The 18,479-nt window shown below is 67.3% G+C and carries 16 protein-coding genes; 8 read left to right on the top strand and 8 right to left on the bottom strand.

The annotated features are described in order from the left end of the window. Nucleotides 1-6: 6 nt before the first annotated feature. On the top strand, nucleotides 7-1,143 hold the full coding sequence (locus tag ABQF13_RS15840) for an epoxide hydrolase family protein (RefSeq protein WP_448393714.1): 1,137 nt from the start codon (nucleotides 7-9) through the stop codon (nucleotides 1,141-1,143). A 10-nt stretch (nucleotides 1,144-1,153) separates the two neighbouring features. Here ABQF13_RS15840 and ABQF13_RS15835 read toward each other — a convergent pair whose 3' ends face one another. The 3 genes from ABQF13_RS15835 to ABQF13_RS15825 form a co-directional block, all read right to left on the bottom strand. Continuing rightward, nucleotides 1,154-2,995 carry an ABC transporter ATP-binding protein gene (locus tag ABQF13_RS15835; protein ID WP_448393713.1) on the bottom strand — a complete coding sequence of 614 codons (1,842 nt, stop codon included), beginning with the start codon at nucleotides 2,993-2,995 and terminating at the stop codon, nucleotides 1,154-1,156. Then, entirely contained in the window at nucleotides 2,992-4,911 is a 1,920-nt protein-coding gene (locus tag ABQF13_RS15830) for an ABC transporter ATP-binding protein (RefSeq protein ID WP_448393712.1), read from the bottom strand. The genes ABQF13_RS15835 and ABQF13_RS15830 overlap by 4 nt, the downstream gene beginning before the upstream one ends. A 102-nt stretch (nucleotides 4,912-5,013) precedes the next feature. Next, nucleotides 5,014-6,906, bottom strand: a complete 1,893-nt coding sequence (locus ABQF13_RS15825) for an ABC transporter ATP-binding protein (RefSeq protein ID WP_448393711.1) — start codon at nucleotides 6,904-6,906, stop codon at nucleotides 5,014-5,016. Nucleotides 6,907-7,037: 131 nt separating this feature from the next. On the opposite strand from ABQF13_RS15825, the gene prrA reads away from it, so the two are divergent. Both prrA and ABQF13_RS15815 read left to right on the top strand, forming a co-directional pair. Beyond that, on the top strand, nucleotides 7,038-7,739 hold the full coding sequence (gene prrA / locus ABQF13_RS15820; protein ID WP_448393710.1) for a two-component system response regulator PrrA: 702 nt from the start codon (nucleotides 7,038-7,040) through the stop codon (nucleotides 7,737-7,739). Nucleotide 7,740: 1 nt separating this feature from the next. Further along, complete coding sequence (locus tag ABQF13_RS15815; RefSeq protein ID WP_448393709.1) at nucleotides 7,741-9,084, top strand: HAMP domain-containing sensor histidine kinase; 1,344 nt, start codon at nucleotides 7,741-7,743, stop codon at nucleotides 9,082-9,084. 4 nt (nucleotides 9,085-9,088) lie between these two features. On the opposite strand, the gene ABQF13_RS15810 is transcribed toward ABQF13_RS15815, so the two are convergent. Beyond that, complete coding sequence (locus ABQF13_RS15810) at nucleotides 9,089-9,514, bottom strand: FKBP-type peptidyl-prolyl cis-trans isomerase (protein ID WP_448393708.1); 426 nt, start codon at nucleotides 9,512-9,514, stop codon at nucleotides 9,089-9,091. Between ABQF13_RS15810 and ABQF13_RS15805 the strand changes: the two genes are divergently transcribed. Together ABQF13_RS15805 and ABQF13_RS15800 are read left to right on the top strand one after the other, a co-directional pair. Continuing rightward, on the top strand, nucleotides 9,495-9,743 hold the full coding sequence (locus ABQF13_RS15805; RefSeq protein WP_448393707.1) for a DUF2630 family protein: 249 nt from the start codon (nucleotides 9,495-9,497) through the stop codon (nucleotides 9,741-9,743). The genes ABQF13_RS15810 and ABQF13_RS15805 overlap by 20 nt on opposite strands. Nucleotides 9,744-9,746: 3 nt before the next feature. After that, entirely contained in the window at nucleotides 9,747-11,309 is a 1,563-nt protein-coding gene (locus ABQF13_RS15800) for a phytoene desaturase family protein (protein ID WP_448393706.1), read from the top strand. Between the two features lie 31 nt (nucleotides 11,310-11,340). On the opposite strand, the gene ABQF13_RS15795 is transcribed toward ABQF13_RS15800, so the two are convergent. The 4 genes from ABQF13_RS15795 to pdxH all read right to left on the bottom strand — a co-directional run bounded on the left by ABQF13_RS15795 (nucleotide 11,341) and on the right by pdxH (nucleotide 15,638). Next, a complete protein-coding gene (locus ABQF13_RS15795) occupies nucleotides 11,341-12,741 on the bottom strand; it encodes a DHA2 family efflux MFS transporter permease subunit (protein WP_448393705.1) in 1,401 nt (466 codons plus the stop codon). Between the two features lie 81 nt (nucleotides 12,742-12,822). Next, complete coding sequence (locus ABQF13_RS15790) at nucleotides 12,823-14,130, bottom strand: citrate synthase (RefSeq protein ID WP_448393704.1); 1,308 nt, start codon at nucleotides 14,128-14,130, stop codon at nucleotides 12,823-12,825. A gap of 101 nt (nucleotides 14,131-14,231) precedes the next feature. Then, a complete protein-coding gene (locus tag ABQF13_RS15785; protein ID WP_448393703.1) occupies nucleotides 14,232-14,891 on the bottom strand; it encodes a TetR family transcriptional regulator in 660 nt (219 codons plus the stop codon). Nucleotides 14,892-14,987: 96 nt separating this feature from the next. Beyond that, nucleotides 14,988-15,638: a pyridoxamine 5'-phosphate oxidase gene (pdxH, locus tag ABQF13_RS15780; protein WP_448393834.1), complete on the bottom strand. Its 651-nt coding sequence runs from the start codon at nucleotides 15,636-15,638 to the stop codon at nucleotides 14,988-14,990. Nucleotides 15,639-15,754: 116 nt separating this feature from the next. Here pdxH and ABQF13_RS15775 point away from each other — a divergent pair, with 116 nt between their 5' ends. The 3 genes from ABQF13_RS15775 to ABQF13_RS15765 all read left to right on the top strand — a co-directional run bounded on the left by ABQF13_RS15775 (nucleotide 15,755) and on the right by ABQF13_RS15765 (nucleotide 18,381). After that, entirely contained in the window at nucleotides 15,755-16,885 is a 1,131-nt protein-coding gene (locus tag ABQF13_RS15775; protein WP_448393702.1) for a citrate synthase 2, read from the top strand. Continuing rightward, entirely contained in the window at nucleotides 16,882-17,490 is a 609-nt protein-coding gene (locus ABQF13_RS15770; protein WP_448393701.1) for a maleylpyruvate isomerase N-terminal domain-containing protein, read from the top strand. Before ABQF13_RS15775 ends, ABQF13_RS15770 begins: the two co-directional genes overlap by 4 nt. 75 nt (nucleotides 17,491-17,565) lie before the next feature. Beyond that, a complete protein-coding gene (locus tag ABQF13_RS15765) occupies nucleotides 17,566-18,381 on the top strand; it encodes a glycoside hydrolase family 16 protein (RefSeq protein ID WP_448393833.1) in 816 nt (271 codons plus the stop codon). Nucleotides 18,382-18,479 lie beyond the last annotated feature (98 nt).

The raw sequence follows: 18,479 nt of genomic DNA, 5'->3' as shown, positions 1-18,479 counted from the left end.
TGCAGCATGGCTGCGATCACCCCCTTCCACATCGCCGTTGCCGACCCCGACCTCGACGACCTGCGCGAGCGGCTGACCCGCACCCGGTGGCCGGAGGCCGAATGCGTCGACGACTGGAGCCAAGGCATCCCATTGGCCTACACGCGTGAGTTGGCCGACTACTGGGCCAACACCTACGACTGGCGCGCCCGCGAAGCAGCGCTCAACCGATTCGACCACTTCACCACCGAGATCGACGGGCTCGACATCCACTTCATCCACCAGCGCTGCGGCCGCGACGACGCGTTTCCGTTGCTGATCACCCACGGCTGGCCCGGGTCAGTGGTCGAGTTCTCCAAGGTGATTGAACCGCTCAACGAGCGCGGCTTCGACGTGGTGTGCCCGTCGCTGCCCGGTTACGGCTTTTCCGGTAAGCCGAACCAAACCGGTTGGGGCATCGAGAAGATCGCGACGGCGTGGGACACGCTCATGGACCGGCTGGGCTATCAGCGCTACGGCGCCCAGGGCGGCGACTGGGGTTCGGCGGTCACCACCCAGATCGGCCGCAACGGGGGTCGCCGGAGCCGCTCCGGCGGCGACATCAGCCGATGCGTGGCCATCCACACGAACATGCCGCTGGGCTTTCCCCCGGGCAATCTAAAGAATCCGACAGAGGAGGAGAAGCAGGCCCTTGAGCGGGCCGACTACTACCAGAAGTGGGATTCGGGCTACTCCAAACAGCAGTCGACGCGGCCGCAGACCCTGGGCTACGGGCTTGTCGATTCGCCGGTGGGGCAGCTGGCGTGGATCGTCGAGAAGTTCTGGTCGTGGATGGACTGCGACGGCCATCCGGAGAACGTGTTGAGCCGCGATGAGCTGCTCGACAACGTGATGCTGTACTGGCTCACCGCGTCCGGGGCATCGTCGGGGCGGCTGTACTGGGAGAGCTTTCACGCGTTCGGCGGGTTCGACCGCGTCGAATTGCCCACCGGCGTGGCGGCTTTCCCCAAGGAGATCCTCAAGGCGCCGCGCAGTTGGTGCGAGGCCGGATACAACATCACGCACTGGACGACGATGCCGCGCGGCGGGCATTTCGCCGCGTTCGAGCAGCCGGAGTTGTTCGTCGACGACGTCAGCACGTTCTTCAACGGTTTCTCTGGTTGAACGCGCCGGGCTAGGCCAACGACTGCACCCACGCGCGGTGCAGCGCGGCGTAGTGGCCGTCGTCGCGGGTGATCAGGTCCGCCGGCGCACCGTCCTCGACGATGCGGCCGTGTTCGAGCACCAGCACCCGGTCGGCGATCTGCACGGTGGAGAGCCGGTGCGCGATGACCAGCGCGGTGCGGTCGGCCAGCACGGTTTCCAGCGCCCGCTGCACCAACCGCTCGCTGGGGATGTCCAGCGACGACGTCGCCTCGTCGAGGATCAGCACCGCGGGGTCGGCCAGAAACGCCCGCGCAAACGCGACCAGTTGCCGCTGACCCGCCGACAGCCTGCCGCCGCGTTTGGCGACGTCGGTGTCGTAGCCGTCGGGCAGCGAATCGATGAAGTTGTCGACGCCCACCGCCGCGGCAGCGGCCGCCACTTCCTCGTCGCTGGCGTCGGGCCTACCGAACCGGATGTTGTCGGCGATGGTGCCGTCGAACATGAAGTTCTCCTGGGTGACCATCACCACGTGGCGGCGCAGCTGCGACTGCGAGAAGTCGCGCAGGTCAACACCATCGAGGGTGATCGACCCCGACGTCGGGTCGTAGAAGCGGGCGATCAGCTTGGCGATCGTCGTCTTGCCCGCTCCGGTGGTGCCGACCAGCGCCACGGTCTGCCCGGCCGGCACCTCCAGGGTCAGGCTCGGCAGCACCGGGCGGCCGGGCACATATTCGAATCGCACGTCGCGGAAGGCGATTTCGCCGCGAACGCGGTCCACGGCGACGGGGTGCTCGGGGTCCTTGATGCCGGGCCGATGGGCGAGCACACCGGCCAGTTTCTCCAGTGCGGAGGCGGCGGACTGGAACGTGTTGAAGAACTGGCTGATCTCCTGCATGGGTTCGAAGAACATCCGCAGATACAGCAGGAACGCGGTCAGCGTGCCGATCGTCATCTGGTCGTTGAGCACCCGGTAACCGCCGTAGAGCAGCACCACGCCGGTGGTGACGTTGCCGACGAGTTTGACGCCGGGCATGAAGATCGCCAGCAGCCGGAAGGTTTTCTCGTTGTCGTCCTTGTAGCGATCGGCGAGGTCTTCGAAGATCTGCTGGTTACGCGGCTCGCGGCGGTAGGCCTGCACCGCCTTTATCCCAGTCATGGTCTCGACGAACTGCACGATGACCAGCGCGGCGCTCTCGCGCACCTTGCGATACGTCCGCGACGACTCCTCGCGGAACCACCACACCAACCCGACCAGCACGGGGAAGGCGCCCAGACACATCAGGCCCAGCCGCCAGTCCAGCATGATCAGCAGGACCGCGGTGCCGAAGAGCGTGAGCACGGCGGTGACCAGGCTGTCGAACCCGGTTTCCAGCATGTCCTGGATGGCCTCGACGTCATTGGTGGAGCGGCTGACCACCCGCCCTGAGGTGTAGCGGTCGTGGAAGGCGATGTCGAGACGCTGGAAATGGCGAAAAACCCGGCGCCGCAGTTCCAGCAGCACCTTCTGCCCGATGCGCCCGGAGCGTCGCAAAAAGAACATCCGGCTGATGGCCTGGATCAGCACCACCGCGCCGAGCGTCGCGACGATCATCAACAGGGCGTGGGCCGTACCGCCCTCGACGATCGGCGGGATGCCGAGATCGATGCCGCGTTGCACCAGAAGCGGAACCGAAAGGCGCGCAGCGTTTTCCACCACAACCACCAGCGCGAGCAGCGCCACCGTCAAGCGGTAGGGCCGCAGCAGGCGCCACAGCAGCAGCCGCGCCTCCCGCCGGCGCGGCACGCTCTCGTCGATGGGCAGGTCGTCGGGTTGTTCCTCGTCGAACTTGCCGCGCCATTCGGGTTCGGTTCGCGTTGTGACGGTGGTCATCGGCCCTCGGACTCAGTGGTGACAAAGCGTTGTGCGACGCGGTCGCGGTCCAGCGCCTCCTGCTCCTCGTAGGCCAGGTTCAGCCGGCGACGTTCCTTGTCGTCCTCCCACGCGCACGCGCGTTCGGCGCCGTCGTCGAGTTCGTCATCGGCGGCCAGCAGGTAGCGGTACTCCGGCACGGTGGCGAGCAGTTGGGCGTGGGTGCCGATGTGGGTGATGGTGCCCATCTGGAGCAGCGCGACCTTGTCGGCGAGCATCACCGTCGACGCGCGGTGTGCGACGACGACGGCGGTCACGTCATGCAGCACGCGGCGCAGCGCCTCTTCGACGACGGCCTCGGTGTGCACGTCGAGCGCTGAGAGCGTGTCGTCGAGCACGAGCATCTTGGGCTTGGCGAGGATCGCCCGGGCCAGCGAAAGCCGTTGGCGCTGCCCGCCGGACAGGCTCATCCCCTGCTCGCCGATGCGGGTGTCCAGGCCGAACGGCAGCTCGTAGACGAACTGCGCGGCGGCGACCTCGACGGCCTCTTTGAGTTCCTCGTCGCTGGCCTGCGGTCGGCCGAGGCGTAGGTTCTCCGCGACCGACATCGAGAACAGCGTCGGGTCCTCGAATGCGGTGGCCACCGTCCGGCGCAGCGCGGACAGCGAGAACTCGCGGATGTCTCGGCCATCGATGCGGATCTGGCCCTCGGTGACGTCGTAGAGCCGCGATAGCAGCGCGGTCAGCACCGACTTGCCCGAGCCGGTGGCGCCGACCAGCGCCATCGTCTCCCCCGGTTCGACGACGGCGTTGACGTGGCGAAGCGCCCACTCATCAGAGGCCGGAAACCGGAAGCCCACGTCGATCAGCTCCAGGCGCCCGTCACGGGGCGGCTCGTCGTGCGGACCGTCGACGATCTCGTTTGGCGCGTCGAAAATTTCCGCGATCCGGTTGGCCGCGGTGAACGCCTCCTGCGTCATCGACAACAGAAAGCCCAGCGATGCGATTGGCCACACCAGCGACAGCATCATCGTGATGAACGCGACCAGCGTGCCCATCGTGACGTGGCCGTTGCCCGCGGCGTACGCACCGACGCCGAGCACGATGATCAGCGTCAGGTTCGGGATGATCTCGAGCAGCGTCCAGAACTTCGCCGATACCGCCACCCGGTTGACCTGGGTGTCGTAGAGGTCGGTGAGCTCCTCGTCGAATCGGTCGTAGACGTAGTCCTCGCGACCGAACGACTTGACCACCCGCAGCCCGAGCGCGGACTCCTCGACATGGGTTGCGACGTGGCCGGACTGGTCCTGGGCCAGCCGCGACAACCGGGTGTATTCGCGTTGGAAGTGCAGCACGGTGCCCGCGATCGGCACGATCGACACCATCACGACCACGCCCAGCGGCCAGTACATCGCCAGCAGGATCGCGGTGATGACGGTGATCTGCAGCATGTTGAGCAGCAGGAACAGCATGCCGAACGACATGAAGCGGCGAATTGTGCCGAGGTCGTTCATGATTCGCGACAGCAGCTGTCCGGACTGCCAGTTGCCGTGGAAGCTCATCGGCAGGATCTGCAGCCGGGCGTAGAGGTCCTTGCGGATGTCGGCTTCCACCCCCATCGTGGCGCGGGCCGCCAACCAGCGGCGGATGAACCACAGCACCGCCTCGCAGATGCCGATACCCATGGCCGCGCTGCCCAGCAGCCACAGCCCCTGCTGGTCCTGTTCACGCACCGGCCCGTCGATGACGGCCTTGGTCATCAGCGGAATCGCGATGGTGGCCCCGAGGCTGACGATGGCGACCGTGACCATCGCGATCCAGCGCACCCGGTAGGGCAGCAGGTACGGCAGCAGCCGCCACAGGTCCGAGCTGGTACGTCGGCGCTGGGGTGGCGGGGCGATGGCCGGCGCAGAGCGCAGGGTTACGGGGTCAACCACTTAGTAAATCTTCCCATGGTCGGCAAGCGGTTAACGCCTCCACGAGATGCACGTTAACGAGACAAAGTGCGAGTAGGCCCCTCGCTAACGTACGTTTCGCGGTCATGCGGCGGACCTCTCGCGGGCGGCCTGGTCACCGAACTGGGTCTCGTACAGCTCGGCGTAGCGCCCGTCGCCGGCCAGCAGTTGCTCGTGGGTGCCCCGCTCCACGATGCGGCCGTCCTCGACGACGAGGATCATGTCGGCCGCGCGCACCGTGGACAGCCGGTGGGCGATCACGATCGATGTCCGTCCGGCCAGCGCCTCGTTGAGCGCTTGCTGCACGGCCGCCTCCGACGACGAGTCCAGCGATGCGGTGGCCTCGTCGAGCACCACCACCCGCGAGGTGCCCAGCAGCAGACGCGCGATGGTGAGCCGCTGCCGCTGCCCGCCCGACAGCCGATAGCCACGCTCGCCCACCACGGTGTCGAGCCCGTCGGGCATCGCGGCGACGACGTCGGCCAGCCGGGCGCGTTGCAGCGCCTCCCACAGCTGCTCGTCGGTGGCGCCGGGTGCGGCGAGCCGCAGGTTGGACCGAATCGAGTCGTGGAACAGGTGCCCGTCCTGGGTGACCACCCCGACGGTGTCCTTCAACGACGCGAACGTCACATCGCGCACATCGACACCGCTGAGCGTGATCGCGCCGGCGTCGACGTCGTAGAGCCGCGCGATCAGCGATGCGATCGTCGACTTGCCCGCGCCTGAGGAGCCGACCAGCGCCACCACCTCGCCCGGTTGCGCGGTGAACGAAATCCCGTGCAGCACTTCTTCGCCGCCGCGCGAGTCCAGCACCGCAACCTCCTCCAGCGAGGCCAGCGATACCTTGTCGGCCGACGGGTAGGAGAATCGTACGTCACGGAACTCCACGGCGACCGGGCCGTCGGCCACGTCGACGGCGTCGTCGCGCTCGCGGATCAGCGGTTCCAGGTCGAGCACCTCGAAGACCCGCTCGAAGGACACCAGCGCGCTGGCGATCTCGACGTGCGCGTTGGCCAGCGCGGTCAGCGGCGCGTACAGCCGAGTCAACAGCAGCGCCAACGCCACGATCGCGCCCGCCTGCAGGTGCCCGCCGATCGCCAGCCAGCCGCCGAGCCCGTACACCAGCGCGAGCGCCAACGCCGACATCAGCGTCAGCGAGTTCATGAAAACCGACTGCAGCATCGAGGTTTTCACCCCGATGTCGCGCACCCGCCCGGCCCGCACGGCGAACTCGTGCGATTCGGTCGCCGGGCTGCCGAACAACTTCACCAACGTCGCACCGGGTGCGGAAAACCGTTCTGTCATCTGAGTATTCATCGTCGCGTTGTGGATGGTCGTTTCACGCGACAGGTCGGCCATCTTGGCGCCGATACGCCGGGCGGGCACGATGAACAACGGGGTGAGCAACAGCGACAGCACGGTGACCTGCCACGAGATGGTCAGCATCACCGCCAGCGTCAACGTCAGCGTCACCACGTTGGACACCACGCCGGACAGCGTGTCGGAGAACGCCCGCTGCGCACCGATCACGTCATTGCCCAACCGGCTGACCAAGGCGCCGGTACGAGTGCGGGTGAAGAACGCGACCGGCATCTTCTGCACGTGGTCGAACACCGCGGTGCGCAGATCGAAGATCAGCCCCTCCCCGATGTTCGACGACAGCCACCGCGTCATCAGTGTCACCGCCGCTTCGGCCACGGCGACCAGGGCGATCACGGCCGCGAGCAGCACCACGATGCGCGGGGCGCCACCGTCGACGATCGCGTCGATGACCTTGCCGGCCAGCAGCGGCGTCGCCACGGTGAGCAACGCGCTGACGACACTGACCGCGACGAACGCCCACAGTTTGCGGTGGTGCCGCGCCGCGAACCGCCAGATGCGGCTCAGCAGGGCCCGGTTTGCCAGCGAGCGCAGGTCGCCGCCGCGGGCACGCGTCTGCCGGTACAGCGTTTGCCGGGCGACCGTTTCGATACTCATGAATTCACCGTAGAACCTCAACAAAAGATGAGGTCAATTGTTCCGGTGTGCCGCGCCGCGGCTGTTGATCGCGCCGGGCCAAGTCCGCAGCTTCCCGCGGTTGGCCCCTGGTTTCAGGCAAGATTGTGCATATGGACAGTGCTGCTGCATCGCCCCGGGTGCTCGTAGTCGACGACGACCCCGACGTGCTGGCCTCGCTCGAGCGCGGCCTGCGGCTGTCCGGGTTCGACGTGGCCACCGCCGTCGACGGCGCCGAAGCGCTCCGCAGCGCGACCGAAACGCGGCCCGACGCGATCGTCCTGGATATCAACATGCCGGTGCTCGACGGCGTCAGCGTGGTCACCGCGCTGCGTGCGATGGACAACGACGTGCCGGTCTGCGTGCTCTCGGCGCGCAGTTCGGTCGACGACCGCGTCGCCGGTCTGGAGGCCGGCGCCGACGACTACCTGGTCAAACCGTTCGTGTTGCAGGAACTGGTCGCGCGGGTCAAGGCGCTGCTGCGCCGGCGCGGCTCGACCGCGACGTTCTCGTCGGAAACCATCCAGGTCGGCCCGCTGGAGGTCGACATCCCGGGCCGGCGCGCCCGCGTCAACGGCGTCGACGTCGACCTGACGAAACGTGAATTCGACCTGCTGGCCGTGCTGGCCGAGCACAAGACCGCGGTGCTGTCGCGCGCGCAGCTGCTCGAACTGGTCTGGGGCTACGACTTCGCCGCCGACACCAACGTCGTCGACGTGTTCATCGGTTACCTGCGCCGCAAACTGGAGGCCGGCGGCGCACCTCGGCTTCTGCATACCGTGCGCGGCGTGGGGTTTGTACTGCGGACGCAGTGAGATGAGCCTGCTGTCGCGGATTTTCCGCCGTACTCCCTCGCTGCGGCAGCGGGTGGCGTTCACCAGCGCGATCGCGGGCGCCATCGTCGTCGTCATCGCCGGGACGGTGGTGTGGGTCGGCATCACCGACGCCTGGAACGAGCGGCTGGACCGCCGCCTGGATGAGGCCGCCGGGTTCGTGATCCCCTTGCTTCCGCAGGGTCTGGACGAAATCCCCAAGTCACCGAACAACCGGGACGTCGTCATCACGGTGCGCCGCGGCAACCAGGTGGCGTCCAATTCCGACGTCGTGCTGCCGGAGCTGGAGTCCGGTTACGCCGACACCAACGTCGATGGGGAGCGCTACCGGGTAAGAACGGTCGACATCCCCTACTTCCCCGGCCCGATGTCGGTGGCCGTCGGCGCCACCTACGACGCGACCATCGCCGACATCAACAACCTGCACCGCCGGGTGATCATCATCTGCACGCTGGCGATCGGTGCGGCGACGCTCGGCGGGTGGGTGCTGGCCGCGTTCGCGGTGCGCCCGTTCAAACGGTTGGCGCAGCAGACCCAGGCCATCGACGCCGGGGACGCCGATCCCGACATCGACGTACGCGGCGCCACCGAGGCCGTCGAGATCGCCGACGCTATGAAGGGCATGCTGCAGCGCATCTGGAACGAGCAGGACCGGACCAAGGCCGCGCTGACGTCGGCGCGCGATTTCGCGTCGGTGTCCGCGCATGAACTGCGCACCCCGCTCACGGCGATGCGCACCAACCTCGAGGTGCTCGCCACGCTGGATCTGCCCGAGGAGCAACGCAAAGAGGTCGTCAACGACGTCATCCGCACGCAGTCGCGCATCGAGGCCACCCTCGCCGCGCTGGAGCGGCTGGCCCAGGGCGAGCTGTCCACCGCCGACGACCACGTCCCCGTCGACATCACCGAACTGCTCGACCGCGCCGCCCACGATGCGATGCGGGTGTTCCCCGACCTCGACGTGTCGTTGGTGCCCGCGCCGACGGTGATCATCATCGGTCTGCCCGCCGGGCTGCGGCTTGCGGTGGACAACGCGATCGCCAACGCCGTCAAACACGGCGGCGCGACAAGGGTTCAGCTGTCGGCGGTCAGCTCGCGCGCCGGGGTGGAGATCGCCATCGACGACGACGGCGTCGGCATTCCCGAAGAAGAGCGCAAAGTCGTGTTCGACCGGTTCTCCCGCGGGTCGACGGCGTCGCACTCCGGATCCGGGCTGGGCCTCGCGTTGGTCGCCCAGCAGGCCGAATTGCACGGTGGCACAGCGACGTTGATGGACAGCCCGCTCGGCGGAGCCCGGCTGCTGCTGCAGCTACCCGGCGTGCGCTAGTAGTTCAGCGGGTGGCCAGCAGGTCGATGACAAAAATCAGAGTCTTGCCGGACAGGCGATGCCCACCGCCGGCCGGACCGTAGGCCTGCTCGGGCGGGATCACCAGCTGGCGCCGGCCGCCGACCTTCATGCCGGGGATGCCATCCTGCCAACCCTGGATCAGCCCGCGCAGCGGAAACTCGATCGACTCGCCGCGGTTCCACGAGCTGTCGAACTCCTCGCCCGTGTCGTACTCGACGCCGACGTAGTGCACTTCGACGCTGGCGCCGGGCACCGCTTCGGCGCCGTCGCCGACGACCAGGTCGGTGATGGACAGCTGCGCGGGCGGAGGTCCGTCGGGAAACTCGATCTCGGGCTTTTGCCCTGAAGTTGCGCTCACCGGTTTCACGGTAGTCGGGCAGACTGGGTGAATGGCTACCGACCAAGACATTCTCGCTCAGGTCAACAAGCTGGTCGCCGAAGAGCAAGAGCTGCGCGCCAAGGTGCAACAGCACGAGATCGACGAGTCCGAGGAGCATCGCAGGCTGCGTGCGGTGGAGGTCGCGCTCGACCAGTGCTGGGATCTGCTGCGGCAGCGACGGGCGTTGCGCGACGCGGGCGGTGATCCCCGCGAGGCCCAGGTGCGCCCGCCCGACGAGGTCGAGGGCTACCTTGGCTGAGCCGTGACGCCAGACGGCGGAGCCGCTCCGGCGGCGACATACGACGCAGTCATCGTCGGAGGCGGGCACAACGGCCTGGTCGCGGCGGCTTATCTGGCGCGTGCCGGTCGACGGGTGCAGGTGCTCGAACGCCTCGACCACGTCGGCGGCGCGGCGGTGTCCGCCCACGCCTTCGACGGCGTCGATGCGCGCATGTCGCGCTACTCGTATCTGGTGAGTTTGCTGCCCCGCCGCATCATCGACGACCTCGACGCCCGGGTGCGGATGGCGCGTCGGCGCTATTCGTCCTACACCCCCGACCCGGCCACCGGCGGGCGCACGGGCCTGCTGATCGGGCCGACGTCGACGTTCGGCGCCGTCGGGGCGTTGTCCGACGAGGCGGGCTTCGCGGAGTTCTACCGCCGCTGCGGTGCCGTCACGTCACGGTTGTGGCCGACGCTGCTGCAGCCGCTGACAACGCGGCGCGAAGCGCGCCACCTTGTCGGCGACGACGCGGCCTGGCAGATGATGGTCGACGAACCGATCGGGCACGCGATCAGCGACGCGGTGTCGTCTGACCTGGTGCGCGGCGTGATCGCCACCGATGCGTTGATCGGCACGTTCGCGCGCATCGACGACCCGTCGTTGATTCAGAACGTCTGCTTTCTGTACCACCTGTTCGGTGATTGGGATGTGCCGATCGGCGGGATGGGCGCGGTCAGCGGTGCGCTGGCCGCTGCCGCCGCCAGCCATGGTGCCGAGATCATCTGTGGCGCAGAGGTTTACGGTATCGATCCGGGCGGGGAGGTGCGTTACCGGCGCGGCGGCGACGAGTATCGGGTGCATGGTCGCCATGTGCTGGCCAACGTGACGCCGGCCGTGTTGGCGCGGCTGCTGGGCGATCCCGAGCCGGAGGTGACCCCCGGCTCCCAGGTGAAGGTCAACCTGATGTTGCGCCGACTCCCCCGCCTGCGCGACGACAGCGTCACACCCGAGCAGGCGTTCGGCGGCACATTTCACATCAACGAGACATACAGCCAGCTGGACCGCGCCTATGCGCAGGCAGACCACGGCGTGGTGCCGGATCCGTTGCCGTGTGAGATCTACTGTCACTCGCTGACCGATCCGACGATTCTGTCCGATGAGTTGCGTTATTCGGGTGCACACACTTTGACGGTTTTCGGGCTGCATACACCACATCAGCTGGTGACCTCGGGTGAGACCGATCGGATGCGGGATGCGTTGACATCGGCGGCGCTGAAGTCGTTGAATTCGGTTCTGGCCGAGCCTATTCAAGATGTGTTGATGGAGGAGTCGGCAGGCCGGTTGTGCATCGAAACCAAGACCACCGTCGATCTGGAGCGTTCGCTGGGCATGACGGCGGGCCACATCTTTCACGGCGCGCTGTCGTGGCCGTTCGCCGAGGACGACGAACCGCTGGACACCCCAGCGCGACGGTGGGGCGTGGCGACGGCGCACGAGCGAATTCTGTTGTGCGGATCGGGCTCTCGTCGCGGCGGCGCCGTGTCGGGAATCGGTGGCCACAACGCGGCGATGGCGGTGCTGGAGGCGATTTCGGCGCGCTAACGGACGCTCAGGGTGCATGAGCGCGCCGAAATCACCCCACCAGCGGAGCGAGGTTCTCGGCTGAGCGCAACGCGCGCCCCGACGTCGAGTAGATGCCGAGCGCCACGATCACCACACCGAGCGCCGCGCAGATCAGCCACAGCGGTCGGGCGGCGACGGCGAAGTCCGCGTCCGTCGGCGCCAGCGCCGCGCCGGCCACCGAACCGCACAGCGCCACACCGATACTCACCCCCACCTGCCGGCTCGTCGTCGCGATCGCCGATGCCGCGCCCGCCCGGTCGATCGGCATGCCGCTGACCGCCGCGTTGGTGATCGGCGCGTTCACCATCGAGAACCCGATGCCGAACACGGTGAAGACGATGAGCAGCTGCCAGACCGGTGTCGTCGCGCTGAGCCCGGCCAGCATCAGCGTCGCCACGGTGATCAACCCGCCCGAGATCAGCAGCGACGGCCGGCTTCCGAACCGACCCACCCACCGGCCCGACAGCGGTGAAAACGCCAGGGCGCCAACGGCGATCGGCAGATAGGTCAACCCGGTGTCCATGGCGGAGAAGCCACGTTCGTCTTGCAGGTAGATCGACATCATGAACAGGAACGCGCCCCAGGCGGCGAATGAGCAGACCGCGATCACAGTGGCAGACGCGAGCGGGATACTGCGGAAGAAGCGCAGGTCGATGAACGGGTCGCGGTGGCGCGACTCGTGGACGAGGAAGAGCACGAGCGCCGATGCCGCGAGCACCAGGATCGCAATCGTGCGCGGATCGGTCCACCCCATGACCGGCCCTTCGATGAGCACGTACACGATGCCGAACAAGAAGGCCATGCCCAACCCCTGGCCGACCGGGTCGAACGCGCGCCGCGTCGGCGACTTCGATTCCGGCACAAACAAAGCCGTCAACGCGATGGCGAGCGCACAGATCGGCAGGTTGATCCAGAACACCGAACGCCAGCTGACGTACTCGATCAGCGCACCACCGACGATCGGGCCCAGCGCCATCGAGATGCCGACGACGCCGCCCCAGATGCCGATCGCACGGGCCCGTTCGACGCGGCCGATGAAGACCTGCGTGATGATCGACATCGCTACCGGGTTCAACATCGAACCGCCGATGGCCTGCAGCAGGCGTGCGGCGATCAGCGTCTCCATGTTCGGGGCGATGCTGCACAGCAGCGATGCCGACGCGAAGATGGTCAGGCCCAGCTGAAAGATGCGTCGGCGGCCGAACCGGTCGGCTGCGGCGCCGGCGAGCAGCAGCAGCGACGCCAGCACCAGCGTGTAGATGTCGATGACCCACTGCAGCTGGGACGCGGAGGCGTTGAGGTCGGCGCGGATGCTAGGGATGGCGACGTTGACGATCGTCGCGTCCATCGACACGATCAGCAGGCTCAGGCAGCAGGTCACCAGGATGATGGCCTTGCGCCGAGAGCTCATCTCAGGCGAGCGCACAGCTAGGTACGCCTCTCTCGGCGATTTGCGTACCGGAGTGCGGGCTCGCCGAACAGAAGGCGGGGGCTAGCGCTTGTCGAGGCCGACGTAGTCGCGTTCGGTGTAGCCGGTGTAGATCTGGCGTGGACGGCCGATCTTGCCGCTGCCCTCGTCGTGCATCTCCCGCCAGTGCGCGATCCACCCGGGCAACCGGCCCAGCGCGAACAGCACCGTGAACATCCGCGTCGGGAAGCCCATCGCGCGGTAGATCACCCCGGTGTAGAAGTCGACGTTCGGGTAGAGCTTGCGCTCGACGAAGAAGTCGTCGGTGAGCGCGACCTCCTCCAGCGACTTGGCGATGTGCAGCAGTTCGTCGTCGCCGCCGATCTTGCCCAGGATCTTGTCGGCCTGCTCCTTGACGATGCGCGCCCGCGGGTCGTAGTTCTTGTACACCCGGTGCCCGAAGCCCATCAGCTTCACGCCGTCTTCGCGGTCCTTGACCTTCTTGACGAAGTCGTGCACGTCGCCGTCGGCCTGACGGATCTTCTCCAGCATCTCCAGCACGGCCTGGTTCGCGCCGCCGTGCAGCGGGCCCCACAGCGCGTTGATGCCGCCGGAGATCGAGGTGAACAGGTTGGCCTGCGAGGAGCCCACCAACCGCACCGTCGACGTCGAACAGTTCTGCTCATGGTCGGCGTGCAGGATGAACAGCATGTCCAGCGCCCGCACCAGCTCCGGATCGACCTCGTAGGGCTCGGCGGGCAACCCGAACGTCATCCGCAGGAAGTTCTCGACCAGGCTCATCGAGTTGTCCGGGTACAGGAACGGCTGCCCGACCGACTTCTTGTACGCATAGGCCGCAATCGTCGGCAGCTTGGCCAGCAGCCGGATCGTCGACAGCTGGACCTGCTCGTCGTCGAACGGGTCCAGCGAATCCTGGTAGTACGCGCTCAGCGCGTTGACCGCGCTGGAGACCACCGGCATCGGGTGCGCGTTGCGCGGGAAACCGTCGAAGAACCGCTTGAGGTCCTCGTGCAGCAGGGTGTGCCGCTGGATCTGGCCGGTGAACTTGTCGAGCTGCTCGGGGGTGGGCAGCTCGCCGTAGATCAACAGGTAGCTGACCTCGATGAAGTTCGATTTCTCCGCGAGCTGATCGATCGGGTATCCGCGGTACCGCAGGATCCCGGCTTCACCGTCGATGTAGGTGATGGCGCTCTTGGTGGACGCGGTGTTGACGAAGCCCTCGTCGAACGTGGTGTAGCCCGTTTTTGCCAGCAGCGAACCCAGCGCGATGCCATCGGCCCCTTCGGTCGCGGAAACGATGTCGAGGTCAATCTCGCCGCCGGGGTAGGAGAGGGCGGCTTGCTTGCCTCCACTACTTGGGTTATCGGCCACGGGGATCCCTTCTTCGCTGCGGGGGATGAACGACAGACAGTATGTCCTACCCAAAAGTAGTCCCATCCAAGCCGTCATGCCCGGGCGGGGGCGACATTAGTTCAGACCAGTTGCACAACCTCAGACATCAACCCGGTGAACTCGGCGTAGGTGTCTTGGAGGCGGGTGACGATGTCGTCGACGCCGACCTGCTCCCAGTCCAGCCCGTGGTCGGTGAGGTCGGCAAGCGCGGTCATGGTGATCACCCCCCACACCGAGGACACCAGCTGCAACGCCCGGTCGCCGGTGCCGACGCCCATGCGTTTGGCCAGTTCCACGGTGAGGGAATTGGAGCGGTACTCGGTGGCGGCCTGACGCAGGGTGGGCGACGTCATGATGATCCGCACGCTGAGGACCAGGCGGTGCGCGGACAAAGCCCCCGGCCCGGTGCTCTTGACGCTTCGGTACATCCCCACGTATGCCCGGCGCACCGCCTCGAGGTGGCTGATGTCTGCGGGCTGGGCGGCCAGTTCGACGGCGACGACTTCGATCGCCTCGTCGATCAACGCGAACGCGATGGCGTCCTTGGTCGCGAAGTACCGGCTGAAGGTCCGCGGTGAGACGTCGGCGAGCGCGGCGATCTGGTCCACGGTCGTGCGCTCGAAGCCCTGCCGTTGGAACAACTCGACGGCGGCGTCCAACAGCATCGCGCGGGTCCGTTGTTTCTTGCGCTCACGCAGACCGAGCTCCGGACCCCCCTTTCCACCAGCCACAAAGGGCATGCTAACCGGCAAACATATGAACACCCTTAGAAAGTTGTCCACATCCGACAGTTGGCGCTCGCCTTCGTTTGGCAGCCTCGGCCATCTGAGTGCATGTCACGGTTGCAGCCGCTCGACGCGCCCGTCGGCACCCAGGGTCACGCGAATCCTGTTATGCAGCCGGTCTTCCCGCCCCTGCCAGAACTCGACGACCTCGGGTGCGATCAGATACCCGCCCCAGTGCGGCGGAACCGGGATGGTGACCTCGTCCGCGAACCTCTCGATGACCTCCGCCATCTGATCCAGCAACGCCGCGCGCGACGTGATCGGCTGGGACTGCTGGGATGCCCACGCGCCCAACTGCGAACCGCGCGGCCGCATGGCCCAGTAGTCGGCCGTCTGTTCGGCGGACACCTTGCTCACCGGGCCGCGGATGTGTACCTGGCGGCCCAGCAGGTACCACGGGAAGGTTGCCGATGCGTACGGGGTGGCCGCCAGGTGAGCCCCTTTGGCGGAGTCGTAGTTGGTGAAGAACGTGATGCCGGCCTCGTCGATGCTCTTGCACAGCACGGACCGGGTGACGGGTGCGCCCCGGTCGTCGACGGTGCCGACCACCATGGCGTTCGGTTCCACCACACCCGCGCGTTCGGCGTCGGCTAACCAATTGCGCAGCAGCGCAACCCACCCCGTCGTCGGGTCGGGGCCGAGCCAGTCGACGTCCAGATCCGGGCTGCCGTCCTTTTCCACCGAGCCGTATTCCACCCGCATCCTCGCCAAGTGCTCGTCGTGCTGCTGTACCACGCGATCACGCTACGCTTCGCACACCGGCCGAGGTGCCGCGAACCGGTAGACGGCGGGACCAGCGCGGGTGCGAGAATCGGCCCATGGCTAGCCCGTCCCCTCTGGTCCCCGAGGACTTCGTACCCGGACTCGAAGGCGTCGTGGCCTTCACCACCGAGATCGCCGAACCCGACAAGGACGGCGGTGCGCTGCGGTATCGGGGGGTCGACATCGAGGATCTGGTCGGCCAGCGGGTGACGTTCGGCGACGTGTGGGGTCTGCTGGTCGACGGCAGGTTCGGTGCCGGCCTGCCGCCCGCGGAGCCGTTTCCGCTGCCGATCCACAGCGGCGACGTGCGCGTCGACGTGCAGGCCGGCCTGGCCATGCTGGCCCCGATCTGGGGCTACGCCCCGATTCTGGACATCGACGACACGACCGCGCGCGACCAACTGGCCCGTGCGTCGGTGATGGCGCTGTCCTACGTCGCGCAGTCGGCCCGCGGCATTTACCAGCCCGCCGTGCCGCAGCGCCGGATCGACGAATGTGCCACCGTGACAGAGCGATTCATGACGCGTTGGCAGGGCGAACCCGACCCCAGACACGTCGAGGCCATCGACGCCTACTGGGTGTCGGCGGCCGAACACGGGATGAACGCATCGACGTTCACCGCTCGGGTGATCGCGTCGACCGGCGCCGACGTGGCGGCGGCGCTGTCCGGGGCGATCGGGGCGATGAGCGGCCCGCTGCACGGCGGCGCGCCGGCCCGGGTGATTCCCATGATCGAGGAAGCCGAGCAGACCGGTGACGCCGCGGCGGTGGTCAAGGGCATCCTGGACCGCAACGAGAAACTGATGGGCTTCGGCCACCGCGTGTACCGCGCCGAGGACCCCCGCGCGCGGGTGCTGCGGGCCACGGCCAAACGGCTGGGCGCGCCCCGCTACGAGGTCGCCGCCGCGGTGGAGCAGGCCGCGCTGGCTGAACTGCGGGATCGCCGACCGGACCGGGCCATCGAAACCAACGTCGAGTTCTGGGCGGCGGTGATGCTGGACTTCGCGCAGGTGCCGACGCGGATGATGCCCGCGATGTTCACCTGCGGACGTACCGCGGGCTGGTGTGCCCACATTCTCGAGCAGAAGCGCCTCGGCAAGTTGGTGCGCCCGTCGGCGATCTACGTCGGGCCAGAACCGCGCCCGTTGCAGTCGGTCGACGGCTGGGACCAAATCGCCAAATCGTGACCAGAGCTGTCTTCGCCTCTGCGGCAAGGTGTTTCGTCGACCTTGTGCGCGACATCCCGACGGGGGCGTGGGACATGCCGGGCCTGGGTGACTGGGACGTCCGCTCGCTGGTCGGTCACACGTCGCGGTCGCTGACCACCGTCAGCAGCTACCTGAAGACCGCCGCGGAACGCGAAGACATCACCACCCCGCAGGAGTACTACGTGCGCGTCACCCCGTCGGCGCTGGGCATCGACCCGGCGGCGGTCGCCGAACGGGGACGGCAGGCGGGCCGCGCACTCGGCGAGGATCCGGCAAGCGCGGTCGAGGCGTTGAGGTCGCAGGCGCTGCGCGACCTGGAAACCGTCGACGACCCGCTGATCGAGGTGATCGGCGGACTCGGCATCCGATTGCACACCTATCTGCCGACGCGCACCTTCGAGCTGGCTGTGCACGGCATGGACATCGCACGCGCCGTCGGCCTTTCCTTCTCGTTGCCGACCGACGTGTTGGCCGAGGCGGTGGAGCTGGCGACCAGGGTGGCGGTCACGACCGGAGCGGGCGAGACGGTGCTGTCGGCGCTGACGGGGCGCGCGGGCCTGCCGCCGTCGTTCTCGGTGGTATGACGCGCCGACACTTGCGGTACGCCGAAATGCAGCAAAAACTCCCGCCGCGGATTCTATGGTGGTCGAGTGCGCCACATTGACCGACGCAACATGATGTTGATGACCGGGTTCGGCCTCTTGGCGGCCGCGGTCCCGCTGCCCAAAGTCCACGCGCAGCCCGCCCCAGCGGGCCAGGCGCAAACGTTCTTGTTCGCCGATGAGTTTGACGGGCCCGCGGGCTCGGCGCCCGATCCGTCGAAGTGGTCGGTCGCCAAGGCCCGCGAGACGATTAAGAACCCGGTGTTCTGGGACCGCCCGGAGAACATGGGCCAGTACCGCGACAGCCGCGAGCACGTGTTCCTCGACGGCAACTCCAACCTGGTCATCCGCGCGACGCGCAACCCCGACGGCAAGTACGTCAGCGGCAAGATCCAGGGCAATTGGTGGGGTCCGATCAACACCACCTGGGAAGCCCGCATCAAGTTCAACTGCCTGACCAACGGGTGTTGGCCGGCGTGGTGGGTGATGAACGACCATCCCGAGGTCGGCGGTGAGGTGGATTTGGTCGAGTGGTACGGCAACCAGGACTGGCCGTCGGGCTCCACGGTGCACGCGCTGCTGGACGGCACGTCGTTTGCGACCCAGCCCTATCCGGTGGACAGCGCCTGGCACACCTGGCGCATGACCTGGACCGATGCCGGGATGTACTTCTGGCAGGACTACGTGCCCGGCAAAGAGCCCTACTTCGAGGTGCCCGCGTACTCGATCGAGCACTGGCCGTTCAACCATCCCGGCTACTCGATGTTCCCGGTGCTCAACCTTGCGGTCGCCGGGTCGGGCGGCGGTGATCCCGCCGGCGGTGATTACCCGGCCGAGATGCTCGTCGACTGGGTGCGTGTCTTCTCCGGCTGACCGAGGCTCCATTTTTGTCGGTGCCCGCTGATTTCATGGGCGTCGTACCGATGAATTGCGGGCACTGGCCCGGTCGGTACGGATAACCCCGTGCGGGG

Source organism: Mycolicibacterium sp. XJ879, assembly GCF_053483935.1.
This window is presented reverse-complemented; position numbering and strand designations above follow the sequence as displayed.